Below are 26040 nucleotides of genomic sequence, written 5' to 3'. Positions count from 1 at the left end.
CTCTTCCACGGCTGCGGTGCCGGCTGAGCGCTACGCCAGAGACCTGCGCACGACACACGCATCACTGGAAGCAATGAACTGCAACTACGGACGCGAACCGGCAGACGGTCGCGCGCCCGGCTGATGCGCGGCGTGGGCGCGCGTGGTGCGCGAGTACAGCGGACGCAAGGAGCCAACCGAAAGGCTTCAACGGGCTGGTCCAGCCGCATCAGCCAACGTTGAGTAGTCGTGATTCAAGGTCTGCTCAAAGGTTTGTCCACAGCGGGTCGACCGTGGTGCCGCCTGCCGCACCAACGCGTGCCGTGGAGGCGACGACTCACGGAACGAACGGCTCGCCCGACAAGGAATCGAGGAAGAGGAATGAGGAAAACCGCCCTGGTCGCTCTGGTGGGCGCCCTTCTGGCCACCGGCGCGACGTTCGAGGCGTCGGCGACCGCGACCGCTGCCGCGAACGCCACCACCGCGAACGCCACCACCGCGAACGCCACCATCACGAACTCCACCACCGCGAACGTCTCCGACGGCGCCGTCTCGGCCGCGGCGCTGCCCGAGAAGTTCGCCACGCATTCCGCTGCCCTCGCCCGGCTCCGGGAAGGCGGACTGGCCTCCAAGTTCCCCAAGCCGAAGTCCTCGGGCAACTGCACGACCCGGGCCAAGGGAGTCACCAACTGCACCTCCCTGGAAAAGATCAACAAGAAGACTGTCGAGGGCATGAGGATCTTCGCCCAGAAGAGCGGATGCAAGATCCAGATCACCGGCGGGACCGAGTGGGGTCACGCCCCGCGCAACGTTCCCGACCCGGACAACCACGCCAAGTACAAGAGCCACTGGAACGGCTACAAGCTGGACGTCTCCACGCAGGCGGGGGACGGCGGCACCTGCGTCACCAACTACGTCACGACCCACTACCGGCGCGACGGCTCGGTCGACGGCCACCCGCGCTACATCTCCGGTGGCGGCAACTGGTACGTCAACGAAGGCAACCACTGGGACGTCACGTACTTCTGACCCCTTCCGCAGCCGAATGGACATGCGATGAAAAGGGCTTGCAAGGTGCTGACCGTGGTCGCCGCGGTCGCCGCCGGACTCATGGCGGCGGGCCCGGCCCACGCCTCCGCGCCCGGCACCGTCACCGGCGACGGCGTACGTATCCGCTCGTGCCCCTCCACCGGCGCCGACTGCCGGGTCCTCACCGCGAACCGGGGCGACAAGGTCACCCTCCACTGCCTCGACGGCACCCCTGGTGACCCCTGGTGACCCCTGGTGACCCCTGGTTCCACGTCCGGCACGCGCGCAGCGGCAAGTCCGGCTACGTCAACGGTGGTTATGCCCGCCGGTCGGGACCCGGCACCATCCCCATCTGCTGAGCGAGGAGTACCTGATGCGAGGAACGGTACGAGGCGTTCTGGCCGGACTGGTCGCGGCCACCACACTCGCGGTCGCCACCGCACCCGCGGCGGCGGCCGTCGCCGGAAGGATCAGCGTGGACGGCACCCGCATCCGGTCCTGTGCAGGCACCAGTTCCGCCTGCCGGGTGCTGGCGCTCGGCTACTTCGGGGACTCCGTGACGATGAAGTGCGACACGACCGTGGGCGGCCTGCCGTGGGTCAAGGTTCACCACCACCGCAGCGGCAAGACCGGCTTCGTCTACGGCGAGTACGTGTACCAGGACGCAAGCGGCTCGATTCCCCGCTGCTAGATCCGTCAAAGGGAGTTTCCATGCACCTGCGCAACACCGTCGTCACCGCGCTCGCCACAGCGGCAGGCATCACCCTCGGCCTGCTCCCCGCCACCGTCACCACCGCCGTGGCGGCACCCAGCCCGACGGCCAACGCGTGCACCCCCGGCGACGCCCGGGTGGTCCGCAGCAGTGACATGGCCGGTCCGCTCGTCGAACTGCTCTACAGCCCTTCCTGCCGTACCGCGTGGGGCCGGGTCAAGCAGGCCTCTTCCGGAGACCGGGTCGAGGTCAAGAACCGCCTCGGTGCCCGAAAGACCGCGACCGTAGCCGGTGGCAGCACCACCGCCAAGACCGGATCGGTCAACGACAGGAACACGCAGGCATGGGCCTGTGTCACCACCCGCTCAGACAACGTGGCATGCACGGACGCGTACTGATGCGCATACACCGGAGAGGAGACGAATGATGCGCTTGCCCAGAACACTCGTGGGTGCGGCGTGTGGCACCGCCCTGGCTCTGGGCGTCGCGGCCGCGCCGGCCCAGGCGGCGGAGACCCGGGAGATGTGCGGTTTCGAGGTGTGCCTCAGCACGACCAACGGCTCGGCCCCCCTCTACTTCGACCGCTATGGCGGGAGTACGTGGAAGGTGTGTGACGACGCCCCGGACAAAAAGCGGGCGATGGCCGAAGTCCGGAGCCCCTCGGGACAGGTGCTCAGGCTGCAGACCGCGGACGGATACGGCAGTTGCAGCCCTGAGCAGACCCTCTATCCGGCTCCCTCGCGCGGCAGCGTGCTCTCGCTGAAGGTCTGGGTGCAGAAGGGGTCAGGCGGAACGCCTCAGTACCACGGATACGGCAGCTACCGCTGGTAGAACCATCGGAAGCATCGGCGGAACCGACACCCGCCGCGCGCCACGGCGACCGCCCTCCCCACGGGGCGGCCGCCGCAGGCGCCCGATGGTGCGACGGGACAACGCGAGGAAACATGTCCGCCTGGTGCGGACTCCTCGGTCGGTGTGTTCGGACCTGTCCCGTCCCGCCCGCGGCGCTCGTCCGCCAGGTGGCAAGAACGGGTTCGATCCCAGTTCCAGTTCCTAGCGTTCGTCGGACGGGTCACGCTGTGTCATGGCTCTGCGCCGGTCTCCCAAGGCAGCCCACGGTCGGCCGTCGCCATGCTGGGAATCCGCTCCCACGCACCACCGGGCAGCCCCTGCGCGCCGCTGACGCTGCGTGTCCACCCCCATACGATGCACGGATGAGGCTGCGCCCACGCTCCCGATCGAGGGCCTACGACCGTGCCCTGGAGACCACGCAGAGCCCCGTCCGCCCAGACGACACCGTTTACCCCTCCGGCTGGTACGTGGCCCGGTTCTCCCGGCACCTCAAACGCGGACAGGTGGTCCCGGTCACCTTCATGTCCCGCCACTACGCCCTCTTCCGCACCCGCAGCGGGTGCGTCGGCATGGTCGAGAGCCAGTGCTGCCACCTGGGTGCCGATCTGAGCCGGTGCGGCCACGTCGCCGGCGAGTACCTGGTGTGTGGCTTCCACGCCTGGGCCTTCGACCGATCCGGCCGCTGCACGGACATCCCCGGCCAGGACCGGATTCCGGTACGGGCCGGACAGCGAAGCCTTCCGGTCAGGGAACAAGCGGGCAACATCTGGTTCTGGCACGGCGACGGCCCGCCGCACCCCCTGGACGCGGTGGCCTTCGCGGACGACCGGCGCCGGTACGTCACCCTCCCCGGGCAGGTGTCCGTCTTCCGCGCGGACCTGCTGTCGGTGGCCGAGCACGTGGCCGACCTCGCGCACTGGCCCTACAGCCACCAGGCACGCGAGGCGATGGAGTACGTCCCCGTGCGGAATGAAGGCCCGCACTTCGAGTTCCGCATCCAGCCGGCCGCTGCCCCCGCAACCAGGAGGATGCAGCGCTTCTTCCGCCCCTACGCGCTGGTCACCATGGCCGGGCCGGCAGCCACGGTCTTCCGGGCCCAGACGGGCCCGGACATCGACCGCGACCGCCCCGCCTTCGCCGCGATCCTCGGCGCGAGCCCCGTCAGGGACGGCGTCACCTTCAGCACGTGGCGCGTCGCGGTTCGCAAGCTCGGCCCGGACCTCCCGCTGTGGCCGCTCAACCGACTGCTCGCCGCCCTGGTGTGGCTCGTCGTACGGCGCAATGCCCGCGCCGATCGCGAGATCCTGCGCTGGATGCGGCCGCCGGAGAAACCACTGTGGGTGAGGTCGGACGGCCCCTCCGTCCGGGAGTTCCAGCGCTTCTACCACCGTCAGACGGCCAAACCCCACCCGCCCGGGAGCAGCTGAACTCCACTTGGTGAGCGCTGGACTTCTTCGTCGTCCGGCTGCGGCATATGTCGTTACCCTCCTCCCTAGGGGGCCGGTGCTCGGCCGGCCCGCAGGCTCTTCCAAGGCCGGGCGCCCGGAAAGGTCAGTCGCCTCCGCCGCCCCCGCAGGACGAGTCGCCCCCACAGGACCAGCTGCTGCCGCAGGCGTGGCCGCCTCCGTCGCCCCAGGACCGGCTTCGCCCTGTCGGCTTGCTGTTTCCCCTGCCGCGCACTATCGCGATGAGCACCAAGGTGAGGGCGATCCCCAGCACCACCAGGTATCCCACTCGTCCACCCCCGTTCGGTCTTCCTGCGATCTCTGTGCAGGGGCAATCCCCTCGTCTCCGGTTCGTCAAGCGCGCCTTGAGTAACTTCAGAGGTTTCAGCACGCGACCTCACACAGCGTGGTCCGCGGCGTGCCGCTGGTGATGAGGGCTGTGGCGGGTTGTTCGCGCGCACAGTCGGTTGATCAAGGTTGTCGGTGTGAGGGGATGCTTGGACGGCGTGCACCACCTTGGGCGTCATGCATGACGCCGTGATCGAGGACAGCCGTCGGACGGACGGGAGCAAGGTGCGCGAACGCTACCGGTTCGGCACCTGGCCGGACTTCGATTCGAGATCACGTACGACGCTGACGGCCCGGGGTATCTGATGGACCGCATCGAGTTCGTGCGGGCCCCGGGCTCGGCGCAGCCCGTGGGGCCACCGGTGCCGTGGTCCTGCCTGCAGCGGGAGATCCTTCACGAGTACGAGTACGAGGACGTCCGGGAGATCGACACCTGGGGCAGCTACGACGCGTACTCGGCCCGCGGCAAGGGACGGGTCCTCTCTATTTCTCAGCTTCAGCTACGAGCTGCTTCAGCAGATCGAGCCGCTTGAGGAGCTCGACGACGTGACTCTCGCTGCAGGGCGCCTTCCGGAATGACCTCGATAGTGGATCCCGCAACTCCCGAGTGACGAGAGGGTCCGGCGCGGCGGTCGAGAGCGTCGGGGTACGTGTTCACATGGCTGCTTTGTGGAGGCACCTCTCTGCCGTGCCCAGGTGCTGGTCATGGGCGAGGAAGCCCGCTAGGGCGGCAACGGCGTGATGGTGTAGTGGCACGTCGAGCAGAAGAACGTTGGCATCTACTCGCAGCTCAAGAGCTGTTCGTCGTCCGAGGTCGTGACGATGATCGAGGGCCTGCTGCGCCTGCGGCACTGCGGCACGGGCGCTGGGATCGAGTCGTACTACGTCGACACCCACGGCGCGAGCATCGTCGGGTTCGCCTTCACCCAGCTGCTCAACTTCCGCCTGCTGCCGAGGCTGAAGAACATCGGACGGTATCCGCCTGTACCAGCCCGACGACGACCGGCTCGGCCGGCCGCCGCTCGGCGGCTCGCTGACCAGGTCGATCCGCTGGGACCTGATCGCCCAGCAGTACGACCAGATGGTCAAGTACGCCACCGCCCTGCACCTGGGCACAGCCGAGGCGGAACAGGTACTGTGGCGCTTCACTCGCGGCGGCGCCAAACGCCCCGCCTACCAGGCCCTCGAAGAGCTGCGCCGTGCGGTGCGCACGATCTTCGCGTGCGACTACCTCGCCAGGCCCGGCCTGCGCCGGGAGACTCACGGCGGCCTCCAGGTCGTGGAGAACTGGAACAGCGCCAACACCGTGCTGCACTACGGCAAGGACGGTCACTTTTGCCGCCGGTTCTGCCCGGCCGGCCTTAGCCCACCGCCTTCTTGACAAGCGCGCCGATGCGCTCTTCGTCGGCCGCGGTCAGCTCCCTCACGGCGTAGGCGGTCGACCACATGGCGCCGTCGTCGAGTGCTGCCTGGTCGCTGAAGCCGAGCGTGGCATACCTCGACTTGAACTTCTCCGCGCTCTGGAAGTGGCAGACGACCTTGCCGTCTCTGGCGTACGCGGGCATCCCGTACCAGAGCTTGGGCGCGAGGTCCGGAGCGGCGGTCTTGATGATCTCGTGGATCCGCTCGGCGAGGACGCGGTCTGCCTCCGGCATCTCGGCGATCTTCGCGAGCACGTCCCGTTCCTCCGCCGCCTTCTTCTCCGCCCGGGACGCACCGCGTCGCGCCGCCGCCTTCTTCTCCTCGTGTGCGTGCTCCTTCATCGCGGCCCGCTCCTCGGCGGTGAATCCGTTGTACTGCTCGGTGGTCGTGCCGGAGACCTCGGCGGGCGACTTCGTGGACGGCATGACAAGTTTCCTCTCGTACAGGGGCAAGCGGGGCGGGAGTGAGGGGCCGGGAGTCAGCGCGGCGTGGGGGCGAGCGACGCGGCAGCCTCCCAGGCGAACCCGTCCGGGTCGGTGAAGGCGTCGGCGGTGCTGCCGAGGACGATGCGGTGCGAGCCGGTGCCGTCGGCGGTGACGCCGAGGTCCTTGGCCAGGGCACGGCGCTTGTACAGCGCCAGCTTGACGGGGCTGTACTGACCGGGGGCGAACTCGGCGTACTTGCCACCGAAGCTCTTGGCCACGGTCAGGCCCCGGCCGGCGTAGAACTGCTTGGTGGCTTTCACGTCCTCGACGCCGATCAGCAGGACGACCTCGTCGATCTCGCGGGTGGCGGGGCCGGTGTCCTTCTTCGCCGAGGTCGCGATCTTCCAGATCGTCCCGTCCGGGGCCTGGACGACGCCGCTGTAGCCCCACAGCGACTTCGCGGCGGGCTTGAGCACCGTGGCGCCGGCGTCCACGGCGGCGCCGACGAAGCCGTCGACGGTGGCCGGCCCGGCCACCGTGAGCGCCAGGGTGAAGCCGCGGAATCCGGTGGAGTGCGCCTCGGACGCCCGCAGGTGTATGTAGGTGTCCGCGCCGAAGGCGCTGTAGAAGCGGCGGGCGGCCTCGGGGTCGGCCACCTCAAGAGTGACGGACGCGAGGGACGTGTTGGCTGCGGTGGAAGTGGTGGTTGCCATGACCATCACGCTAGGGGCTGCGCGGCGGCCGGGGCTTCTCGATTCCTGACCGGTCTTGAGACTTGCTTCGCCACGCACGCCGGCATCCCCTCCAGCGTGATCGCCGACCCCGCATCGCGGGCCGTACCCGCAGCATCGGCATGGTCGGCCGCCGTATCCGCCGTATCCGCCGTATCCGCCGTATCCGCCGTATCCGCCGCCTGGCGCCGGAAGGCCCCGGGCGGCATGCCGACCAGCTCGGTGAAGCGGGTGGTGAACGTTCCCAGCGACGCGCAGCCGACCGCGAAGCAGACCTCGGTGACGCTGAGGTCGCCCCGCCGTAGCAGCGCCGTCGCCCGCTCGATGCGACGCGTCATCAGGTACGCGTACGGCGACTCACCGTATGCGGCCCGGAACTGCCGACTCAGGTGCCCGGCAGACATGTTCACATCACGGGCGAGCGCCTCCACGTTCAGCGGCTGCGCGTACTCCCTGTCGATCCGGTCGCGGACGCGGCGCAGCCGCGCGAGATCAGCCAGACGCTGCGCCTCCACGCGTGCACGCCGCCATTCAGGCTTACACATGGGAACCCTCCCCTTCGTCTTTCATCTGCCATTTCCATCGACGTCTTCGAGCGTCCGGGGTGCCCGCCTCGGCAGGCACCCCGGACGCTCGGTGGTGTGGACCGGCCCGCCGGACTCGACCAGCAGCCGGTCGAGCAACTGCCCGCCAGCAGCGGGACGGAGTCCGGGTTCACGACCGGTTCAACGAGGACCCGGACGCGGCCCGGGCGGGCGACCGGCAGGGCAGGCACTTCCGCTCTCGTGCGCCGCCGCGTTCCTTATGGGTGGTCGCGATGTCGGCCCGCACGGCCGCATCGATACCCGCACAGCTCAGCGCAGCTCCTGGATACGGACCAGGTTGCCCGCGGGGTCGCGGAACGCGCAGTCGCGGACGCCGTACGGCTGCTCGGTCGGCTCCTGGACGACCTCGGTATCACCGGCCTGCACCTTCTCGAACGTGGCGTTGAGGTCCGGGGTGGCCAGCAGGATCCAGCCGTAGGTGCCCTTGGCCATCATCTCGGTGATCGTGCGGCGCTCGTCCTCGGTGATGCCGGGATCGGCGGCAGGCGGCGCCAGAAGGATCGACGTGCCCGGCTGACCGGCCGGGCCGACCGTGATCCAGCGCATCCTGCCCTGCCCGACATCGCTGCGGACCTCGAAGCCGAGGACGTCGCGGTAGAAGGCGAGCGACGCGTCCGGGTCGTCGTGCGGAAGAGAAGTCGTGTGAATGGTGATGTCCATGGTGAGCAGGCTAGAGGCGGCTCCGTGAACCCCGCTTCTCGATTCCTGATCGATCCGGACACGCCCGGACGTTCACGGGCATGTCACGCGGAGCGCACTCGCATGAGATCTGGGAGCGATGGCGAACGGGTGAGTCGTTCAACCCGATGGGCCGGGCGTTGGGTGCCCCGATGCATGTCGTTCGCAGCTTCCTCGCCCAGGCCGACGGGATTCGGCAGGCTGCGCGAAGACGTGCGAAGCAGCACCTGACGGCCGCTGACCGTGAGGAAGTCTCGCGCGGCGTCGCGGCCGGCGAGTCCGCCCGCCGGATCGGTTGCCGTCTGGGGCGGTCGCCGTCGTCCATCTCGCGGGAGATCGCGTGCAGCGCAACGGCGGCCGCGAGCACTGCAGGGCCACCGCCGTGGACCAGGAGGCGTAGCAGCGGGCCCGGCGTCCGAAACCGGCGAAGCTGGCCCTGCTGCTGCCGGCCCTCAGAGCGGTGGTCGAGGAGAAGCTCGCGCTGAGCTGGTCGCCGGAGCAGATCTCCGGCTGACTGCAGCGCCGGTTCCCCGGCGAGAGCGCCATGCAGCTCTCGCACGAGGCGATCTACCTCTCGCTCTACGACCCGCGCCGCAGGCAGGCCATCAACCGCAAGCTGACCCAGCGGTTGCGGACCGCGCGCCTGATGCGGCAACCGCGGGCGGCGCGGCACCAACGAGAACACCAACCGGCTCCTCCGCCAGTACCTTCCCAAGAACGCCGACCTCCACAAGTACAGCCAGCTGACCGTTTGAGGCCGTCATCGTCTGCCGACACTCGGGTCGGCGATCACGAAACCCGCAAGTGGGCAGTGTCGGCACCTCGCGTCGGAAATCAACGTCGGGAACGGTCCTTCGGCGGTTTCCGGCAATGCTCATTGGCTACTGCCGCACATCGACGGCCGACCGGAACCCCGATCATCAGATCGACGCACTACCCCGCCATGGCGTCGACCGCACGGGCTCGCCTCCGCGCGGGCCCGGGGGCGGGTCGGCGGCGCCGGCCGAAACTCACCGAGGACCAGGCCGAGCTCGCCCAACGGCTCTACGACGAGCGGGAGAACACGGTCCAGCAGATCGCCGACAGGTTCGGCGTCCCGCGGTCGACGGTGTACGGGCACTTCGACAAGACCAGGACCGTCCCCCGTCAACCGAGGAAGCCCGTCGTCACGAAGTCCTGACGGGCAGCTTTGCGGCTGGTGTCTGAGCTGGGTCTCCAGGGTCGAAGCCCTGTGCACGCTCCTGGTAGCACCGCCATGGTCCGGTACCGGCCGGTGCCTTCCGGGACGGCACCGGTGCCGACGGGCATCCGTCGCCCGGGAGCGGTAGGGCTGGGGCCGGCTCGCGTGGTCCGGGTCAGCCGCGGGCGAGCCGGGGGAGGAGGGCCTCGGCGTTGCCGCGGTTGACGGCGTACAGCTGTCCGGGTGCCCAGTGCGGGTAGCCCTCCAGTGCCAGGTCGAAGCCGGTGCCCCAGTCCTCAGGGACCATGGGGAAGTCGCTGCCGTAGAGCACGTGTCCGGGTGCCGCGAAGGCGAGGAGCGAGGGCAGGGAGGCCGGGCCGGCCGCGAAGGCGGTGTCGAAGTAAAAGCGTCGCAGGTCGGCCATGACGCCCTCGGGCGTGGTGCCGGGCCATAGGCGTCCGGCGCAGGAGAACCGGTGGGCGGCGTACGGCAGGAAGCCGCCGGCGTGGGGCAGGATCATCCGGATCCGCGGATACCGGCGCGGAACACCGCTGAGGACCAGGTGCAGGGCTGTTCGGGTGGTGTCGTACGGGAAGTCCACCAGCGGGCCGGGCAGGTCCGGGAGCGTGGCGCCCGGCGGTGCGGTGGGGTGGATCAGGACGACCGTGGCACGGGTGTCCAGCTCGGCCCAGAGCGGCTCGAACGCGGAGTCGCCGAGGTAGCGGCCGTGGGCGTTGCTGAGCACCATCACGCCGTCGGCGTCCAGTTCGTCCAGAGCGTGCACGGCCTCGGTGAGCGCCCCCTCCACGTCCGGCAGGGGGAGGACGGCGAAGTGCCCGAACCGGTCGGGCCGGTCCTTGACCAGTTCTGCCGTGTACTCGTTGACCCTACGGGCCGTGGCGCGGGCCCCCTCCTGGTCGTCAGGTGCCCCGACCGGGGCGGCGTACGACAGCATGCCAGTGGTGATCGACCGGCGGTCCATCATCGCGATCGCGCTCCGCTCGTCCCAGACCGGCGCGGGCCAGCCGAAGGCCGCGGCACGGCCGGACATGGCCCGGCGCAGCTCCGGCGGGACCAGGTGCTGGTGGACGTCGATGCGTGCGGAATCCGTCATGCCTTCCGAACCTCCTCGAATCCCCGTCTCCCGGTCCGGCGACGACCACCGGAGCGTGGACCGTACCCATCAGACGCGACGGCGGCATGGAACGGGTCCACTGGGCACCGGACCCGGGCGGCCCGGCCCGGGAGACCACCCGGGCGGCCCAATCGACGGACGGGCCCCGTTCCAGCGCGAGGACCGGGGCGCCGGCCGTGCCGGTGGCGACACCGGAGCCAGAGCCCGAGGCGCGGCAACAGGCCGCTCCACCGTCACCAGGACACCGCCCGCCGTCACCACACCCCGTGCTCCCCGGCCGGCACGCCCGAAACCTCCCGTACGGGACGTCGCGTCTCGCACAGCAAGTGCCAACTCAGCTGCCTCCCGTCGAGTATCTAGTTCACGAGTTCGGTTACATTCCCTTCATGACAAGCCGGTCGCTGGGTGACCACAGTCACGACACGGCTGTGGTCGTTGCCCACGAGATCTACGGTGTCAACGACCACATCATCGGCGTCGCCAGGATGCTTCGCCCCTACCGGTGCGATGTCCTCACGCCCAGTTTTCTGCCGTTGGGCCTCGTGCACCCCCGAGAGGACGAGCGCCAGGCGTACCGGAAATTGATGCCGGCCCCTGGCGTGATGAGCATGAGCCAGGCGCTCGTGCAGTTCCCGGTAGTCCCCATTACTCCGCCGAGCACGGCCATCAGGCGTGCGCTGTGACAGCAGGCGTCCCTCGGCATCGGTGAGGACCATCGCCTTGACCGCGCTCTGCTTGCTCTTGCCCGAGATGAAGGGGTCCCGGTCCGGAGTCGCCTGGGCGGGACGGCGGACCCGGATCCCGGTGGCGTCGAGGAGCGCGCTTCTCCCGCTGGCCCGAGGTGCCCCAGTGCCCCATGACCTCGGCGAGGGTCCGCAGCCGCACCCCGGCCTCGATGGTGCAGCCCCGCTCGGCCAGCAGAGGCGGATCTCACCGACGGCCCGGGTGACGGTGGACCGGTCCACACCGAACCAGCAGGCCAAGACGCCCGATATCAGCACCGAGTTCCGCCAGCACCGTCGTCCCCAGACCTGTGACCCGCTGATTCACCACAACAGCAGAAACGCACCATACCCACCAAAGGCAACACAGCGATCAAGATGGCGACGCGCTACGGCCAACCGCGCACGAGGTCGGTGGAGCAGGGGTTCATGACCTGCGGGGTTGGCAGTCAGCTGGTTGGCTGATCAGGCCGTGTCATCTGCGCAAGGGGCCCACATGCTGGTGCCGGGACGGCGCTGCCGTCCCGGCATTTCTCGCAGTGATGACTTACCTCAGCAGTTGCCCCAGGTGAAGGTGCTGGGCCAGCCCGGGCACGGCGAACTCCAGCTGACGGTGCTGATCAGCGCTTCCGAAGCCTCGCCTACCTGCACGGAGGGAAGCTCCTGCATGTCCAGAATCTGGTTCATTTGCCACTCTTTTCCATCGGATTGTCCACCAGGCGGTTTCCGCCTGGCTCCTGGCCGTGCCCGTTCCTGAGATGTGGGGTGGCCAAGTCTTTGTCGCCGCGCCGTTCGGGCGGCAGGAAGGGAAGCCCCGGCTCTCCGCGCAGAGCGGTGTGCACGGCGAGGAGGACTCCCGCCGTTCCTGTAGCCAGATCCATCGACAGGCGCAACGACTGGTTGCCGCGAAAGGCTATGTGGCCCAGGTAGGGCAGTGCGTGGAGACGCAGAGTCGACAAGATGTGGTCGATGCGATCCTGGATCCGCTGACTCGGTTGTGCTGCACGCCTGTTGCACAGATAGAGCAGGATCCCCGTGCTGCCGAAGGACACCGTCGGCATGCCGTAGTGCTCGTAGCAGGCAGCCCGCTCGATGGCACGGTCTGCCTCCAGCAGGTCCGGCGCCTGGGCATGCCGGAGGTACTCGGTGAGCACAATGCCGACGCCCACCCCGCCGATGTGCAGGTAGGGCAGGGTCCGCCATCCTTCGTCGGCCTCCAGGGCGCCGTGTCGGGTCAGGGTGCAGTCACGCAGGTCGCGGCGCAGGGCTGCGGCGGCACGCTCCAGGAATTCGGTCCGTCCGCTGACCTCGTGGAGTCGGATCCAGAACAGGGCAGGCCCAGACCAACCGTGCATCAGCCCGGGGCGTCCGCGGGGGGCGTCCGGCGCGCTCGCATCGCCCAGACGGTCGTACAGGAGCGACTCCATGGCAAGCGCGCTGTCCCACAGTTCCGCGTCCTGCTCCTCGCAGGCGGCATCGAGCAGCGTCAAGCCTGCGCCCGCGATGCCCTCGAAGAGGTCGAACCCCTGGCTTGCGACGTCGCAACGGCTTGCCCGCCGCAACACAGTTGTCGCGTGGTCGTCGTACCCCAGGGTGCGCAGGGCATAGGCGATGCCGTGGAATCCGTTGTAGAAGCCCGGCCGGGTCCGCGCCCCCTCAACCCGGCTGAGCAGCCACTGCTCGTGACGCGGTTGACGTTCCCGACCGGTTGCGGCCAGGACGTGGAGGACGCCCGCCGCGCCGTAGGCCATGCAGAGTCCGTCGCCGCTCAGGAACTGCTCGATGTCGCCGGGGAACAGCCGGTCAGGGCGCTCCGGCGTGGCGCTGGCCAATACGGCCTGGCTCATGGAATGAATCACGTCGTCCCACGCCGGGGAGGCGCCCCCGCCCAGGAACTGGCGGGTGGTCTCGGTGGCCACACGCGTCAGCGTCGCCTTCGGCCGGCGGAGGGCTCGCTCAGGGCCGGCCCCCGAGAGAGCGCGCGGCGCAGCGCTCGCGTGATCCGTGGGCGAGGTGCGGGAGGCCCAACCCATGCCGGCCAGGATGGACAGGAGGAAGTCGTCGTCGAGTCCGTAGCGGCGCGCGGCGTACTCGGCGAGCTGAACGGCCTTGCCCGGTTCGTACTCGAGCAGCATCGTGTGCGGGAGGAAGAGGTCCAGCTTTACCGCGGCGAGTGCCCAGGCGTCCGCGTCGCGCCCGGTGACGCCCGCCGGTGCACGAAACCCCGGAGAGCCGTGGAGGGCCACGTGATCCGGATCGTCCAGGCCGCTGAACTCGAAGTCCACGAAGACCGGTTCGTCACCGCGCATGACGATGTTCTTGGGGTGGAGGTCTCCAACCACCACGCCGCGCTCATGAATGCGCTTCAGGGTCCGCTCCAGGCGCTCGGCCACGCCCCGTGCCCAGGAGACGTACTCCGCGGTGACGTCGTAGCCCGCTCCCTCGGGCCTCAACAGCGGTGTGCGCTGCATGGCGGCCCTTTTCAGATCCAGGCCGTCGATCTTCTCCATGGCGAGGAAGTGGTGATCCCACGCCGAGAAGTATCCGTATGACTCGGGCACGCCCGGTATGCCTGCAAGCCTGGTGAGAACCTTGGCCTCATGGCGCAACCGCGTCACAGCGTCCTGGTCGGCGCTGTCCAGGCCGGCGAAGGGACGGGCTTCCTTCAGCACCACGGCGGTACCGCTGTCCAGGGCCTCAGCGGCGTACACACCGCCACCGTTCGAGAAGTGCAGCGCATGAGAGGGGCGGTAGGGAAAACTGATGTCGCTGGCGCGGTTGCTCTCCACCTGTTCCTGGAGGAAGTGCGGCACCTGGACCCAAGGCGGTAGCTGAAACACCGGCCTGCGCACATCAGGTACGAGCTGCCCTCGCTCGTTCTCCAGCGCGGGCACCTTCTCCCCCTTCTCGTCCCGGCAGAACCGGGGGGTGAACGCCCCGTACCGGACGTAGAGAGGGCCCGACCGCCAGCGAAGGTCACTGAGGATATGAGGACCGCCCTGTCCGGAGAGCAGCTGATCGAGTTCGAGCAGTGTGCGGTGCAACTGTCCGGTGTCGCGAGGGTAGATGGTGATGAACTTTCCGCTGGAGCCGCGGTCCGCGTACTTCGCGTTCGCTTTTCTCAGGGATTCCATGCTGCGGAGGAACTTGAAGGACAGCTCGTGGGCGCGGCAGTACTCCCACACCAGATCGAGGATCTTTTCGGCGTTCCCCGGGTGGGCGGAAACGTGCACTTTCCAACCTTGCTGCGGAAGTGTCGAACCCTTGGGGCGGAGGTAGACCCAAGGCTTGGAAGCCTGCTGCTCCCAGGCGGCCGGCGGCAGGGCGTTGAGAAGCGGGAAGCCGGGCTGGCCACTCTCGTCCGGCGCGTCGTAGAAGTCCTTCCCCGGCACGCAGAATTCCACGTATCGCAAATCAAGAGGCATCCTCTGCCGCTTCCTTCCGGGATTCGATGTTCCATTCTCCTGGCGTTGCCGCACGCGTGAAACGGAGCGCCTTCTCTCGTTTCTGCGGAGCCGTTCACACTCTGCTCCCGGTTAAAAGGACCCCGCGGATCAACGCGCTGGTAATCCACGTCGAGAGCGTGAGCGACTGTGTCACATACCTTGTCTGCGCTCACATGCGACGGCAATAGTGGGGCTTGTTCGTGAACGTTCACGAACGCGGAGGGATGCCTTGCTGCGTTCGTCGCCCGACTCCGCCGCCTGAAAGCGTGGTCAGGGCTGTCCTACCGTCAGCTGGAGCGACGCATCGGCCACGCTGACGAGGCCCTGTCATCACGAGCCCGAGAGCACGCGCACAAAGGCGTTGCGCCGACTGCGCAGCTGGTACCTGCACACGGCCAACGCCGCCGACCAGGCCATGAACCGCGAAAGCCCCTCGTTCCCCTTGGCGCCGCTGTCGGCCGGTTGCCCGCCGCTGTCCTTCCAGGACCGGTGCTCCGGCCTCGCGTGGTGTGAGACCGAACAGGCGAATCTGATCGCCGTCATCCAGCTGGCGGCCTCTACCGGCGACCACACCACCACCTGGCAACTGTCTGCCGTCCTCGTCCCCTACTTCACCCTGCCCGCCCAGGTCTGGGCCCTGCTCAGCCTCGGCTTCGTCGACCAGTGGTTCCCGCGTCGTTCGATCGTGCGCTGGCCCTTGACGCCCTGTGGGAACCGAGCGCGGCCCTCATCGCGTGGGGGAGACGCATCGGTACCGCGGTGACCTCGGCCTGGCGCAACGCACTCTGAGCGGGCGCCGAGCATCTGCCATGAGACCTGGCGCCGAAGACTGGAGATGGAGACAGCGCCACCGCACCACCTCCAGGTCAACCGGTGCGAAGGACGACGCGGACAAGTCGAACTACTCCGAAGGACACGTCGTTTGTCGAAGCGGGCTGGAAGCTGTCAGCCGACATGGAGGAGGCCGAGGACCACCCGGTGGTAGACGGCGTAGATCTGCGGCAACTCGGCGAGGCGGGCACGCATCGTCGATGCCGTGCAGTCCCTCGTAGGCGGGCCCGAACCCGAGGATGGCTGGGACACATGCCGTCAATATGCTGATGCGCACCGGGAGATGAGCCACAGAGGTCCCCTGGTATGGTGCGCCGATGTCATCGATCAAGCGGTTCCAAGTCACCTTCGACTGTGCAGAACCTGAGCGCGTCGCTCGTTTTTGGTGTGAGGTCTTGGGGTACGTCGTACCGCCGCCACCGGAGGGGTTTGCTACTTGGGGCGATTTCGACCGCTCCCTGCCGTCCGAGCGGCAGGGTTCGGCGTTCGCCTGCAGTGATCCCTCAGGCGTGGGCCCGCGGCTGTACTTCCAGCGTGTCCCTGAAGGCAAGGTCGTCAAGAATCGGCTGCATCTTGACGTGCGAGTCGGCACCGGACTCGTGGGTGAAGAGCGCCTCGCGACGCTCGAAGCTGAATGCGCACGGCTGGTCGCACTCGGCGCGGTACGCGTGCGACTGCTGCTTGCCGATGAACACAATGAGTCGTGCATCGTGATGCAGGACATCGAGGGCAACGAGTTCTGTCTCGACTGAGCCTCCTCCGGGACGGCGAGGTGGGAGCCGTCTCCCTTGGACCATGCGAAGACGCGCTCGACGCGGGCCGGACCTTGCGGTGGGGGGGGGCTCCTCCTTCCAAGCAGGCAGCTCGGTCCGGTCGCGTTCGCGGCGTGCGGGATGACCAGGCCGGTGCCCCGATAGCCGCCGTCCGCGATGACCGTGGTCCGGCCGACGGTGGCCTTCGCACCGGACATCTCCCACGCCGTGCAGCCGTTGCGGTTGCCGGTAACCGGCCGGCCGACGGCGACGAGTCGGGTGTCGGGTGGTCGTCGAGAGCGGTGTGGAGGTAGGCGTCACCGGCACCGGTGCGGTTGCGCCGGCCTGCGGCCCGGCCGACGCTCTTGTGACCGCCGCCATCGGGGATCCGGTCGAGTTTCTTGACGTCGATATGGACCAGCTCCCCCGGCCGGGCAGCCTTCGTAGCGGCGGACGGCTTCTCCGGTGGCCCCGTCCGGCGCGGCCAGGGACGGCAGGCCGTGCCGGGCAGGGATCCGGTGGGCGGTCGAGGGGGCGTTGCCTGCACGGGCTGCCAGACGCAGGGGGCCGATCCGGTGCTCGCGCCGCAGCCGCAGCACGAGGTCCCTCTACCACGGACGCGGTCCTGTGTCAGAAGGCCCTCACCCAGTTCGTGCACCCAGCACGCGTGTCACCAACGTCCCGGAACAACACACCCACGGCGTGTATCGAAAGCGCCCGGTGAGGATGGCGGAGAGCCCACCTGTGACCCAGACTGATCGGGTGGTCACGCTTGAGACTCCCCGTTTGATCCTGCGTCGCTGGCGCGAGGAAGACGTTGCGCCCATGGCTGCCGTCAATGCCGACCCCGAGGTCATGCGGTGGATCCGTGACGGCAGCGTCTGTGACGAACAGCAGACTCGCGGCAGGGTCCAGGCATGGGAGAGCGAGTGGGAGTCACAGGGCTTCGGCCTGTTCGCTGTGGAGATCCGGTCCACTGGCGAGCTGGCCGGGTTCACCGGTCTTTCGGTGCCCGACTTCTTGCCGGAGGTACTGCCGGCGGTTGAGGTCGGCTGGCGGCTGGGACGTTCCCACTGGGGGCAGGGCTTGGCCACCGAGGCCGCTGCGGCCGCTGTGCGGTTCGGGTTCGAAGAGCGAGGGTTGGAGCGGATCGTCAGCATCGCTCAAGTGGGCAACGACGCCTCCGAACGGATCACGGCCAAACTGGGGATGCGTCCGGTCCGCGAGACCGTCAATCCCACCTGCGGTCGACGGGTACGGGTGTTCGAGTTGTCGTCGGGCCAGTACGTCACAGCCACTCGATGATGGCGGCAACGATGACGGTGGTGGCCTCGTAGCGGACCGCGAGTTTGTCGTACCTGGTGGCCGGCGATGTCTCTTGAGGCGATTGATGCCGCACTCGACCGCGTGCCGGGCCTTGTAGCCTTCTGGGTCGTACTTCGGTGGCCGGTCACCGCTGGGCCCGCACTTCTTGCTCCCGGACCTGATCGGCCTTGTCCGGAATGGTGCAGCGGATACCGCGACGCCGCGGGTAGGCGCGGTTTTTGCGGGACGCGTACGCCTTGTCCGCCCGCCCCTGTCGCGGGCGCACGCGGGGCCTGCCGCACCTCAGTCGGGGCACCGGATGCGGCCCAATGCGACCTCGAACTGTGGATAATCCCCGCGCTGCCCGGCCGTGATCACGATGGGCAGGGGCTTCTGCCTCTGTTCGACGACCAGGTGCAGCTTGGTGGCAAGATTGCCGCGGGAGCGTCCCAGCCCGTGGTCGTCCGGCTCGCAGGCGACAACCTCGTGCCGAGCCGCACCGCTAGGCGGTTCCTGTTGGAACTCCCCTTTGTGCGCGCACCGACTGCGAGCTGCCACGGAAGCGCGACGAGCGTCCCCCCCCCCCGCAAATTGTCGTGCCGTGCTGCCGCGCCGGCCTCGGTGCCGGCCGAGGAGCGGGCTCGTGGCTCCGTAGGATGCCGGGCTGGCGGAGCTCGATCCGTCGATCCGGGAGGTGACAAGAGGAGTGCTGACGACATGGTGAACCGCTGGGCCGGGGTGACGATTGACTGCGTCGACGTGGAACGGGTGGCAGGCTTTTGGAGCGTGCTACTGGACCGCCCTCAGGGCCCGTCCGAGCCCGGCTGGGTCTACCTCGGTCATCGCGACGACCCGCAGCCCTGACTCGTCTTCCAGCCGGTGACCGAGCCGAAGCACGGCAAAGTACGCCTGCACCTCGATGTCGCAGTCGACGACATCGAGGTGGGAATAGCCCAAGTCCGTACCCTAGCCAGCCGGTTCACCGGCGAACGTCACGACTACGACGAGGGCGTTGTCGTCGTGATGGCCGATCCCGAGGGGCACGAATTCTGCCTGGTCCAGTACTACTGACCGTGCCATGCCCCGTCGCTTCGCCGGATCGGCCGGCAAGTGCTGTGCGGCCGCGAGCAGGTGTCCGGCAGCACCGGTCCGTGCGACTCCGCGGGCGTGCTCCGCTCCGGCAGCGTGGTGTGGGTCTCCCGTTCGAGCTTGGGGATCTGCTGGGAGACGGCCGACGGATTGTGGCCGCGGGCGGCAGCGGCGCGGCTGACAGACAGCGGGGGACCTGCGCGGCGGTCCGTGAGTCATGGGATGCCGAGCAGGCGCAGTACGGCGGTCACCGCGGCGGCTGCCAGAACCACTACGAGGAACGGGGCCTTGCGCCAGGCGAGCAGTCCGGCCGCCAGAACGCCGACCGGTCGGGCGACTCCGGCCGGCCCGTGGCCTTCGGTCAGCGCTGTCGTGGCGACCAGTGAGGCCAGCAGGACGACGGTGGAGATCTCCATGAGCTTCTCTGCGCGTGGCGGGAAGGTGATTCTGCTGCGTAGGTAGGGGCCGGCGAGCCGGGAGGCGAAGGTGCCTCCGGCGAGCACCAGCATCGCAGCGATAAGGGCGACAGGGTCGTTCATGGGTGGTCCTTCTCCCTGGCAGCAGTGAGAGACAGCCCGGTGAGGGCGAGCAGTACCGGGAGGCCGGCGGGCAGAAACGGGGTGGCGGCCAGCGCAACGGCGGCGCCTGCGAGGCCGGCCCGGCGCTTCTCCCGGTCTGTGAAGGCAGGGACGATGAGGGCCAGCAGGATGGCCGGGAACATCGCGTCCAAGCCGAGGTCGTCGGTGTCGTCGATGACTGTGCCGATGGCGCCGCCGGTCAGGGCTCCCAACGGCCAGCACACCAGAATGCCCAGGCCGCAGGCCCAGTAGGCGGCCTTCTTGCGTTCCGGGTCCTCTTGGGCGAGGGCGAAGACCACGGTCTCGTCGTTCATCAGGTGGGTGCCGAGCAAGCGGCGCCAGCCGTGACCGAGGACATCGGGCAGGGCCAGCCCGAACGGCAAGTGGCGGGCGTTGACCAGTAGCCCGGCGAGCACGGCGGCCACCGGACTGCCACCGGCCGCCACGATGCCGATGAACAGGAACTCTGACGAAGCGGCGAGGACGGTCAGACCGAGCACCACGGGAAACCACAGAGGGAAGCCCGACGCCACAGCGATCGCACCGTACGAGAGGCCGATGACCCCAACGGCGAGACCCACAAGGGTGATGTCCCGTAAGAGCGCGCGGTCCAACGTTCTCCATATCGAATGCACGTTCAGTATGATGAACGGAAATCGTCGCGTTCGTCAAACAGAACGCATGACTGCTGGAGCGAACGATGGTCCCGGAACCGCAGACCCCCGCAAAGGTCCCCATGGAGTCGATCGCAGCCGGCCTGCGACGAGAGCGGTCACGCTCGGGGCTCTCGCTGAGCGAGGTGGCTCGCAGGGCCGGCATCTCCAAGTCGACGCTCTCGCACCTGGAGGCGGGAAAGGGCAACCCCAGCCTGGAGACCCTGTGGGCCCTGTGCGTGGCTTTGGACATCCCGTTTTCCCGGCTGCTGGACCCGCCTCGCCCGCACATCCGAGTCGTCAGGGCGGGCGAGGGAGCCGCGGTCGCCGCGGCGGAGTCGGACTATCGCGCCACCTTGCTGGCCGCCAGCCCATCTGGTGCCCGCCGAGACGTCTACCGCATCGACGCCGAGCCGGGCATGGTGCGGGCCTCCGACCCGCACATGCCCGGAGTCGTCGAGCACGTCCTGCTCGCCAGCGGCCGGGCTCTGGTCGGCGTTACGGGGGAGCCCGTCGAACTGGGGCCCGGCGACTACGTCGCCTACCCGGCGGACGTCCCGCACGTCTTCGAAGCCCTCGTCCCGTCGACGCGGGCAGTCCTCGTCCTCGAACACCCCTGAACGAAGAGCCGCACAACAAGCGGGCGTTTGGTGGCCTCCTGTCACATCACAGGCTGAACGACTCACCTGCCCCACCAGTACCTGAACGCCACTACTGGAAAACCGCCATATATCGCCCTGAAGCAGGAGCAAACGCCCAGTCAACGCTAGTTCGCCAAACCCGGCGGTATGCGGAGGCTGACGGCTGGTCATGATGGGCCGTCAAGCGGCGTCATACGCCCTCGTCCATGCCGGCCGGCTACCCCATGGGCTGACCGTCCGGGACCCAGTTACCGTGGAGGCCGAGCGGGACTCGGGTGGGCAGGTGGATGCGGGCGATCGGTCGGCCCGTGAAGTCCTGGGAAGAGAGGATCGCCAAGTCTGCGGCGCCGCGCTCCGGGTTGTGCACGTAGGCCATGACGTACCCGTCGTCCTCCGCCGTGGGCGTCTCGGCAGGGACGAACACGCCTTCGCCGACCGCTGCGTGGCGTCCGAACTCGTGCGCCTCCGTGGTACCGCGCACCAGGTCGTGCTTGAGCAGCGCATTGCTGAAGCCCTCGTCAGGCCGCCGGTCCTTGAGACCGGCGGGCGGTGCGTAGAGCTCGACGGCGGCGGCGTAGCCGTACCGGTATGGCCTCCCGGCGAAGCGGGCGTTGAGGCGGGGGAACTCTTGGGTTCGGTCGTCCAGTCGCTCCTCCCGGACGGTTCCGGTCGCGAGGTCGATGGTCCACCGGTCGAGTGTGGGGCGGCTGGTGCCGAAGTCCCGGATGTTGAAGCCCTCGGGGTGGCGGACGAGGTCGACGACGACCTTCGTGCCGTTCTCGTAGGCGTTGAGGGTGTGGCCGACCAGGCTCGGCGAGACGTCGAACCAGCGCACATCACCGCCCTCTCGCGGCATCACGCCGACCCGGGCCGGGTGGCAGTCGTCCCAGACGAAGGGCACCCCGGTGGCAAGGTGAGCCGCGCTGAAGACCACAGGGGCGTCGAACAGGACGACGTGATGCGCCGTCAATGCGAAGTCGTGCATGTACGGGTTGCCGGGTGCCGGAACGGTGGTGGCGCGCAGCACGGTCCCGGTGGCGTCCATCACGATGTGCTGGACGTGCTCGGAGCCGTAGCGGAAGGCGAGCGAGTGCAGCTCGCGGGTATGCGGGTCGAAGAGGGAGTGAGCGTTGGCGTTGTAGCCCTCGGACGTCGCACCGAGGTCACACGGGCCGACCGTGTCCAGCTCGTAGGTGAGTTCGTAAGGCTTCAGCCCTCCCTCGATGAGGGCGAACGTACGCCCGTCCAGCCCCGCCACCTGGACGTTCGGGGCGAAGTCCATCCGCTCGTCAACGACGGTGCCGCGGCGCGGTTCACCGAGGCGGTCGGCGACGGAGGCGGAGCGGACCCAACGGTTGCGGTACCACTCCGCGCGCCCGTCGCGGATGCGCACGCCGTGCACCATGCCCTCGCCGAGGGTCCAGATGTGCGCGGCGGCATCCTCGACACCCAGCGGGTTGGGGCCGGTGCGCAGGTAGCGGCCGCTGAGGTGGGCCGGTATCCGGCCGGTGACGGGCAGGTCGTAGGCGGTGATCTCCTCGGTGACGGGTGCGAAGTTCCCCGACAGGTAACGGTTGGTGATCCTTGGCGTCGTCGACGTCGTCATGCGGTCCGTCCTTGGTTCGTGGTGGGTTCCGGCTGGGCCAGGAATGCCTGGGCCACGGCGGTCATCAGCGCTTCGTAGCGGCGGGCGGCGGTGTCCGGCGGGAAGTGGCCGGCGATTTCGAGGCTCACGGCTCCGTGTGCGGCGGCCCAGAAGAGCTTTGAAATCTCGTGAGCGTCGCCGGACCGGAAGACGCCGGCCTCGATGCAGGCGGCGACCGCCTCGGTGGAGGCGTCGAAGGCTGAGGCCGCCACGGCCAGGGAGTCGGCGCTCGGGCGGTAGCCGGGGATGACCTGCTCGAACATGACCCGGTAGTAGGCAGGCTCGGCCAGCGCGTGCTCCCGGTAGGCGGTGCCGAGTCTGGTGAGGTGGGCCAATGGATCTGTTGCGCACGGGACGTGCTGCTGCGCCCGGCGCAGCCGCGCGAACCCCTCCCGGTACAGGGCATCGGCGAGACCGTCCTTCCCGCCGAACATGGTGTAGAGGACCTTGGTCGAGGTACCGATCTCGGTGGCGATCCGCCGTATCGTCAGCGCGGCGATCCCCTCCTCGACCAGCAGTCCTATGGCGCAGTCGAGGACAGCGGCGCGCGCTGCCTCCTGGCCGCTGCGCAGGGCGTTCCGGTAGAGCGTACTCATGGGTAACACTGTAGCCCACAGGTAACACTGTTACCCGCGATGGGTTCGCGCAACGTGCGGAAACTTCCGTCGAGTTACCGAGGTGGGCGCCGACACCCCGGGGGAGCTCCGGAACGGGCGCACCACCGCTCTCCGGCCGACGTGGCCTGCCGTCATCCCCTCCATGCCGCCGAGTTCAACGAACTGCCGTCAATCGGCCTCACGGGCCCGGTTGCCGTACTCCACGACCAGGCCGGCCGCCTTCTCGACTGCGCCACCGACCAGGTGTCGCCGCAGGGATTGGGGGTACGGGGTGAGGGGGCCGGGGAAGCACCATGAGCAACGAGGTCGCGCTCACCGATGCCGTCGACGCTGAACTCCTGGACAGCCCACCAGCCAGTGGCGGCGTACGTTTCGACGCCGGCCGCCGTGCTCGCCGTCCTCGGCAGGGCGTCGACGAGCACATCGCGGCCGTGCGCCCGCGCAAGACGAAGGTCTCCTGCGCTCGCGACTGGACGCTGTGGATGGAGTTCCGCTCCTGGCTCGCCGGGCAGACTGGCACCGGGCTGCGACTGTTCCCCCTCAGTGGCGGCGGACCAGGGGGCGTAGCTGGTGCACCTATGACGTGTGGTCCGTACTGGGGCTCCTGGCCCGGAGGCGGGCGAGGCGGTGCGCTGGCTGCGGGCACTGCGGTGGGGGGCTGGTGCCGTGCTGGGCGAAGATAGTTCTGTGGCTGAGGCGGCAGCGGTGCAAGAGACCTGGTGGCTCATGCAGGGCGACACCCGGGTCGGCGCACTTCGGGAGTACGCGGTCGATCAACCATCGTTCCTCTGCCACTCCGTCCCTGGCTCCGGGTGGGAAGCGGTCTGCGGTCAGTTCGAAAGCTGGGCGGGCCCGCGCGGCCCGGACCCCGACGGCGCCCGAACCATGCAAGTCGTCAAACCCATCATGGACCTCGGGTGACGCTGGTCTCTGACAACGATGGCCAGCCGATGCGGCTGCGGCTGTTCAAGGACTGCATCGTCCGTATCGACGGAGACACTGCTTGGCTGCGCTATTGATTGTGTGCGGGGCCGGCGTACACCGCAGGGTGTTCAGGATTCTCGGCGGCTTCAGAGGTTTTGGCCCGGGTGCAGTGCTCGGGGTAGCAGTTCCCTGAGCTTGACATTTAAGGCCCGGTGTCGAACACGGCTCGGACTCGGTCAGTGTTTTCGCAGTTCAGCGGACGTGAGGGCGGACTTCGTCTGATCCTGTGCTCCGTCACAGAGGCAGAGAAACCAATACGAAGGCCGTGGTCGTGAGTTTGGGGTATCAGGGCGTCCCGCGGGATGCGTTCGCGGAAGTGTCATGCTTCCGGTCGGAGTTGTACGTGTTTCTGACCTCGTGAAGCGACGTGCTGTTCGAGTTATGCGATGCGCTGTTGTGCACGGACGGGCCGGTGCGGACGCTGGTCGATCTGGCGCTCGCCCCGGAACACCGCCGCGGGCACGGGGCAGGGCTTCGGCGTAGTCACCTGATGTCCGTTTTGTGATCACGCGAGGCCGAGGAGGGCCAGGGGGCGGTCGTGGATCACGGGCGTTGCGGCGGAGGGCGGTGGCGATGTTGGTGACGCCGTTCAGCCGCAGGGCGCCGATGGCGAGGTTCCGCCAGGCGGTCATCGCGCGTGGCGCGTTGCCGGTCCGCGGTTGGGATGCGTCCTCAACGAAGGTGGTGTCGCGGACGTGATGCAGGGACTCGATGCTCCAGCGGCTGCGGACCAGCTTCGTAAGCTGGGCCGGGGGGCCTGGTGGGTGGTGAGACTCGTGACCGCGTAGACGGTCTTGATGGTGGCCTTTCCGGTCTTGCGGTCGGTGCGGCGGCGCTTGATCTGGATGCCCTGGCGGGCGCCGGGGAACAGCAGGTTGCTCACGGTGGCGACCTTGATCCGGCGGATCTCGCAGCGCCGTGGCCGGTCTCCGTCGTCCGACCCAGGAGCGGGATGTCCCGCCAGGGAAGCGACTTGAGCTGCATGGGGAGACCTTCTGGCTGCCCTTGACGAATCGACTGAGCCGCTCAAATAAATAGCTTGCCGATCCGGTGGGCCTGTGTCACTGTTCCGCCTGGATCAACAGCCGGACAAGAGAATTGGCGCCATGGGAAATCAGTACGAGGAAGAGTGTCGTCGGTCGTTGGCCGAAGAGCAGGCGAAGAGCCTTGCCGAGACCAACAACTGGGAGCACGTTGACAGGTCTCAGGTCCACCAGGACTGGGACGTGCTGTACCGGGAGATCGCGGCCTGCCTGGACGGCTCCCTGCCCGGGGATCCCCACATCCAGGAGCTCGTCGGCCGGCATTTCGGCATAGCCTGCCGATTTTACGCCCCCAGCAGGAAAGCGTACGTCGGGATGGCACTCTTCTATGCGGAAGACGATGCCATGAGGGAGTTTCACAACTCCTACCATCCCAGGATGGTGGAATTCCTGGGTGAGGCGATGAGGATATTCGCCGAACGGGGAGTCGGCTTCGCTTCGTAGTACTCCCGCTGCAGATCGTGATCTTGCCCGTTGGCGGGGCAGGGCTTCGACGTTTCCTGTGGCGTCCGGTTCATGACGGTTTATCGGGCAGGTGGCTACGGGAGCGGAAGCAGGCACGGCTTCCAAGATCATGGAGTTCTCGACGCCCCGTGATCCGACTGGAAGACCGTGCCTGCCGACGCACCATCGCTGATCCCGTCCGCCTTTGCCCAGCTCCACCGGCAGCCCGATCCCGGCCTCCAGGAGGTTCCGGGGCTACTGGAACGGCTCGCGGAGGTGCCCGACCCGCGCGATCCGCGCAGCGTGCGGCATGCGCTGGCGTCGCGCTCGCGCTGACAGCGTGCCCGGTGCTGGCAAGGGCGACCTCGCTTGCGGCGGTCGGTGAGTGGATCGCCGGCGCCCCGTTCCATGTGCTGGAACAGCTCGGCGTCCGGCCCGATCCGCTGCTGCCGCGGCGTCTGGCGCCCTCCGAGTCCGCCGTGCGCCGACTGCTGGCCCGCCTCGACGCAGACGCGCTGGACCGGGCGGTCGGCCGCTGGCTCGCCGACCGCCGCCCGCAACCGAGCGGTGGCGCTGACCTGCGCGGAGTGTCGGTGGACGGCAAAAGCCTGCGCGGCGCGGCCAGGGCGAAGGGCCGCAAGGCCGGCAAGACCACCGTCAAGACGATCTAGGTGTGTTGTCCCGGGACGTTGGTGACACGCGTGCTGGGTGCTTGAACTGGGTGAGGGCCTTCTGGCTCGGTGTGGATT

The 26040-nt window shown here is 68.4% G+C and carries 28 protein-coding genes and 6 pseudogenes; 20 read left to right on the top strand and 14 right to left on the bottom strand.

Annotated features, from left to right (window positions below; genetic code table 11):
• Positions 1 to 360: 360 nt before the first annotated feature.
• The 9 genes and pseudogenes from IE182_RS05045 to IE182_RS05010 form a co-directional block, all read left to right on the top strand.
• The gene (locus tag IE182_RS05045; protein WP_229844583.1) at positions 361 to 1008 is read left to right on the top strand and encodes a hypothetical protein; all 648 of its coding nucleotides are present in this window, start codon (positions 361 to 363) and stop codon (positions 1006 to 1008) included.
• Between the two features lie 27 nt (positions 1009 to 1035).
• A complete protein-coding gene (locus IE182_RS05040; protein WP_190108412.1) occupies positions 1036 to 1257 on the top strand; it encodes a hypothetical protein in 222 nt (73 codons plus the stop codon).
• Positions 1258 to 1381: 124 nt separating this feature from the next.
• Positions 1382 to 1699, top strand: coding sequence for a hypothetical protein (locus tag IE182_RS05035; protein ID WP_190108411.1), 318 nt, complete (start codon positions 1382 to 1384; stop codon positions 1697 to 1699).
• A 20-nt stretch (positions 1700 to 1719) separates the two neighbouring features.
• Positions 1720 to 2118, top strand: a complete 399-nt coding sequence (locus IE182_RS05030; protein ID WP_190108410.1) for a DUF2690 domain-containing protein — start codon at positions 1720 to 1722, stop codon at positions 2116 to 2118.
• A 34-nt stretch (positions 2119 to 2152) separates the two neighbouring features.
• Positions 2153 to 2551, top strand: a complete 399-nt coding sequence (locus IE182_RS05025; RefSeq protein WP_190108409.1) for a hypothetical protein — start codon at positions 2153 to 2155, stop codon at positions 2549 to 2551.
• Between the two features lie 383 nt (positions 2552 to 2934).
• Positions 2935 to 3999, top strand: coding sequence for a Rieske 2Fe-2S domain-containing protein (locus IE182_RS05020; RefSeq protein WP_190108408.1), 1065 nt, complete (start codon positions 2935 to 2937; stop codon positions 3997 to 3999).
• Positions 4000 to 4542: 543 nt separating this feature from the next.
• Complete coding sequence (locus tag IE182_RS32405) at positions 4543 to 4671, top strand: hypothetical protein (RefSeq protein ID WP_268249605.1); 129 nt, start codon at positions 4543 to 4545, stop codon at positions 4669 to 4671.
• Positions 4671 to 4898: a hypothetical protein gene (locus IE182_RS05015; RefSeq protein WP_190108407.1), complete on the top strand. Its 228-nt coding sequence runs from the start codon at positions 4671 to 4673 to the stop codon at positions 4896 to 4898. The genes IE182_RS32405 and IE182_RS05015 overlap by 1 nt, the downstream gene beginning before the upstream one ends.
• Positions 4899 to 5091: 193 nt before the next feature.
• Positions 5092 to 5695, top strand: a pseudogene (locus IE182_RS05010) (Tn3 family transposase); the annotation flags it as partial.
• A 31-nt stretch (positions 5696 to 5726) separates the two neighbouring features.
• Here the strand turns inward: IE182_RS05010 and IE182_RS05005 are convergent.
• From IE182_RS05005 to IE182_RS04990, 4 genes are all read right to left on the bottom strand, one after another.
• On the bottom strand, positions 5727 to 6212 hold the full coding sequence (locus IE182_RS05005) for an iron chaperone (protein WP_190108406.1): 486 nt from the start codon (positions 6210 to 6212) through the stop codon (positions 5727 to 5729).
• Between the two features lie 53 nt (positions 6213 to 6265).
• Positions 6266 to 6931 (bottom strand): VOC family protein, encoded by a 666-nt coding sequence (locus tag IE182_RS05000; protein ID WP_229844582.1) that lies wholly within the window; start codon positions 6929 to 6931, stop codon positions 6266 to 6268.
• A complete protein-coding gene (locus tag IE182_RS04995; RefSeq protein ID WP_190108404.1) occupies positions 6931 to 7488 on the bottom strand; it encodes a helix-turn-helix transcriptional regulator in 558 nt (185 codons plus the stop codon). The genes IE182_RS05000 and IE182_RS04995 overlap by 1 nt, the downstream gene beginning before the upstream one ends.
• A gap of 309 nt (positions 7489 to 7797) precedes the next feature.
• Complete coding sequence (locus IE182_RS04990) at positions 7798 to 8208, bottom strand: VOC family protein (RefSeq protein WP_190108403.1); 411 nt, start codon at positions 8206 to 8208, stop codon at positions 7798 to 7800.
• 80 nt (positions 8209 to 8288) lie between these two features.
• On the opposite strand from IE182_RS04990, the gene IE182_RS32695 reads away from it, so the two are divergent.
• Together IE182_RS32695 and IE182_RS04980 are read left to right on the top strand one after the other, a co-directional pair.
• Positions 8289 to 8711: a helix-turn-helix domain-containing protein gene (locus tag IE182_RS32695; protein WP_373303500.1), complete on the top strand. Its 423-nt coding sequence runs from the start codon at positions 8289 to 8291 to the stop codon at positions 8709 to 8711.
• Positions 8712 to 9169: 458 nt separating this feature from the next.
• Positions 9170 to 9406: a helix-turn-helix domain-containing protein gene (locus IE182_RS04980; RefSeq protein WP_229844581.1), complete on the top strand. Its 237-nt coding sequence runs from the start codon at positions 9170 to 9172 to the stop codon at positions 9404 to 9406.
• A gap of 175 nt (positions 9407 to 9581) precedes the next feature.
• Here the strand turns inward: IE182_RS04980 and IE182_RS04975 are convergent, their stop codons facing one another.
• Positions 9582 to 10520, bottom strand: a complete 939-nt coding sequence (locus tag IE182_RS04975) for an amidohydrolase family protein (protein ID WP_190108402.1) — start codon at positions 10518 to 10520, stop codon at positions 9582 to 9584.
• A 407-nt stretch (positions 10521 to 10927) separates the two neighbouring features.
• Between IE182_RS04975 and IE182_RS04970 the strand changes: the two genes are divergently transcribed.
• A complete protein-coding gene (locus IE182_RS04970; RefSeq protein ID WP_190108401.1) occupies positions 10928 to 11224 on the top strand; it encodes a hypothetical protein in 297 nt (98 codons plus the stop codon).
• A gap of 591 nt (positions 11225 to 11815) precedes the next feature.
• On the opposite strand, the gene IE182_RS32400 is transcribed toward IE182_RS04970, so the two are convergent.
• Together IE182_RS32400 and lanKC are read right to left on the bottom strand one after the other, a co-directional pair.
• Entirely contained in the window at positions 11816 to 11950 is a 135-nt protein-coding gene (locus tag IE182_RS32400) for a hypothetical protein (RefSeq protein WP_268249604.1), read from the bottom strand.
• Positions 11947 to 14688 carry a class III lanthionine synthetase LanKC gene (gene lanKC, locus IE182_RS04965; protein WP_190108400.1) on the bottom strand — a complete coding sequence of 914 codons (2742 nt, stop codon included), beginning with the start codon at positions 14686 to 14688 and terminating at the stop codon, positions 11947 to 11949. The genes IE182_RS32400 and lanKC overlap by 4 nt, the downstream gene beginning before the upstream one ends.
• 382 nt (positions 14689 to 15070) lie before the next feature.
• On the opposite strand from lanKC, the gene IE182_RS04960 reads away from it, so the two are divergent.
• Positions 15071 to 15472 carry a hypothetical protein gene (locus IE182_RS04960; RefSeq protein ID WP_190108399.1) on the top strand — a complete coding sequence of 134 codons (402 nt, stop codon included), beginning with the start codon at positions 15071 to 15073 and terminating at the stop codon, positions 15470 to 15472.
• Positions 15473 to 15857: 385 nt separating this feature from the next.
• Complete coding sequence (locus tag IE182_RS04955; RefSeq protein ID WP_190108398.1) at positions 15858 to 16292, top strand: VOC family protein; 435 nt, start codon at positions 15858 to 15860, stop codon at positions 16290 to 16292.
• Positions 16293 to 16303: 11 nt separating this feature from the next.
• On the opposite strand, the pseudogene IE182_RS04950 reads toward IE182_RS04955, so the two are convergent.
• A pseudogene (locus IE182_RS04950) lies at positions 16304 to 16576 on the bottom strand (IS5/IS1182 family transposase); the annotation flags it as partial.
• Between the two features lie 2 nt (positions 16577 to 16578).
• A pseudogene (locus IE182_RS04945) lies at positions 16579 to 16891 on the bottom strand (IS481 family transposase); the annotation flags it as partial.
• Between the two features lie 193 nt (positions 16892 to 17084).
• On the opposite strand from IE182_RS04945, the gene IE182_RS04940 reads away from it, so the two are divergent.
• Positions 17085 to 17597 carry a GNAT family N-acetyltransferase gene (locus tag IE182_RS04940; RefSeq protein ID WP_268249607.1) on the top strand — a complete coding sequence of 171 codons (513 nt, stop codon included), beginning with the start codon at positions 17085 to 17087 and terminating at the stop codon, positions 17595 to 17597.
• 717 nt (positions 17598 to 18314) lie between these two features.
• Positions 18315 to 18668: pseudogene (locus IE182_RS04935) on the top strand (VOC family protein).
• A gap of 36 nt (positions 18669 to 18704) precedes the next feature.
• Here the strand turns inward: IE182_RS04935 and IE182_RS31815 are convergent.
• The 3 genes and pseudogenes from IE182_RS31815 to IE182_RS04920 all read right to left on the bottom strand — a co-directional run.
• Positions 18705 to 18874: pseudogene (locus tag IE182_RS31815) on the bottom strand (LysR family transcriptional regulator); the annotation flags it as partial.
• A gap of 27 nt (positions 18875 to 18901) precedes the next feature.
• Positions 18902 to 19225, bottom strand: coding sequence for an AzlD domain-containing protein (locus IE182_RS04925; protein ID WP_190108397.1), 324 nt, complete (start codon positions 19223 to 19225; stop codon positions 18902 to 18904).
• A complete protein-coding gene (locus IE182_RS04920; RefSeq protein WP_229844580.1) occupies positions 19222 to 19878 on the bottom strand; it encodes an AzlC family ABC transporter permease in 657 nt (218 codons plus the stop codon). Before IE182_RS04920 ends, IE182_RS04925 begins: the two co-directional genes overlap by 4 nt.
• A gap of 86 nt (positions 19879 to 19964) precedes the next feature.
• Here IE182_RS04920 and IE182_RS04915 point away from each other — a divergent pair, with 86 nt between their 5' ends.
• On the top strand, positions 19965 to 20537 hold the full coding sequence (locus IE182_RS04915) for a helix-turn-helix domain-containing protein (protein WP_190108395.1): 573 nt from the start codon (positions 19965 to 19967) through the stop codon (positions 20535 to 20537).
• A gap of 238 nt (positions 20538 to 20775) precedes the next feature.
• On the opposite strand, the gene IE182_RS04910 is transcribed toward IE182_RS04915, so the two are convergent.
• Both IE182_RS04910 and IE182_RS04905 read right to left on the bottom strand, forming a co-directional pair.
• A complete protein-coding gene (locus IE182_RS04910) occupies positions 20776 to 22164 on the bottom strand; it encodes a carotenoid oxygenase family protein (protein ID WP_190108394.1) in 1389 nt (462 codons plus the stop codon).
• Positions 22161 to 22799, bottom strand: coding sequence for a TetR/AcrR family transcriptional regulator (locus tag IE182_RS04905; RefSeq protein ID WP_190108393.1), 639 nt, complete (start codon positions 22797 to 22799; stop codon positions 22161 to 22163). The genes IE182_RS04910 and IE182_RS04905 overlap by 4 nt, the downstream gene beginning before the upstream one ends.
• Positions 22800 to 24069: 1270 nt before the next feature.
• Between IE182_RS04905 and IE182_RS31810 the strand changes: the two are divergent.
• From IE182_RS31810 to IE182_RS31805, 3 genes and pseudogenes are all read left to right on the top strand, one after another.
• Positions 24070 to 24273: pseudogene (locus IE182_RS31810) on the top strand (NF041680 family putative transposase); the annotation flags it as partial.
• A 637-nt stretch (positions 24274 to 24910) separates the two neighbouring features.
• Positions 24911 to 25291, top strand: a complete 381-nt coding sequence (locus tag IE182_RS04900) for a TipAS antibiotic-recognition domain-containing protein (protein WP_190108392.1) — start codon at positions 24911 to 24913, stop codon at positions 25289 to 25291.
• A 347-nt stretch (positions 25292 to 25638) separates the two neighbouring features.
• Positions 25639 to 25962 (top strand): hypothetical protein, encoded by a 324-nt coding sequence (locus IE182_RS31805; RefSeq protein WP_229844579.1) that lies wholly within the window; start codon positions 25639 to 25641, stop codon positions 25960 to 25962.
• Positions 25963 to 26040: the final 78 nt, after the last annotated feature.

Origin of the sequence: Streptomyces cinnamoneus (assembly GCF_014650495.1) — a bacterium.
GTDB lineage: Bacteria > Actinomycetota > Actinomycetes > Streptomycetales > Streptomycetaceae > Streptomyces > Streptomyces cinnamoneus.
This window is presented reverse-complemented; position numbering and strand designations above follow the sequence as displayed.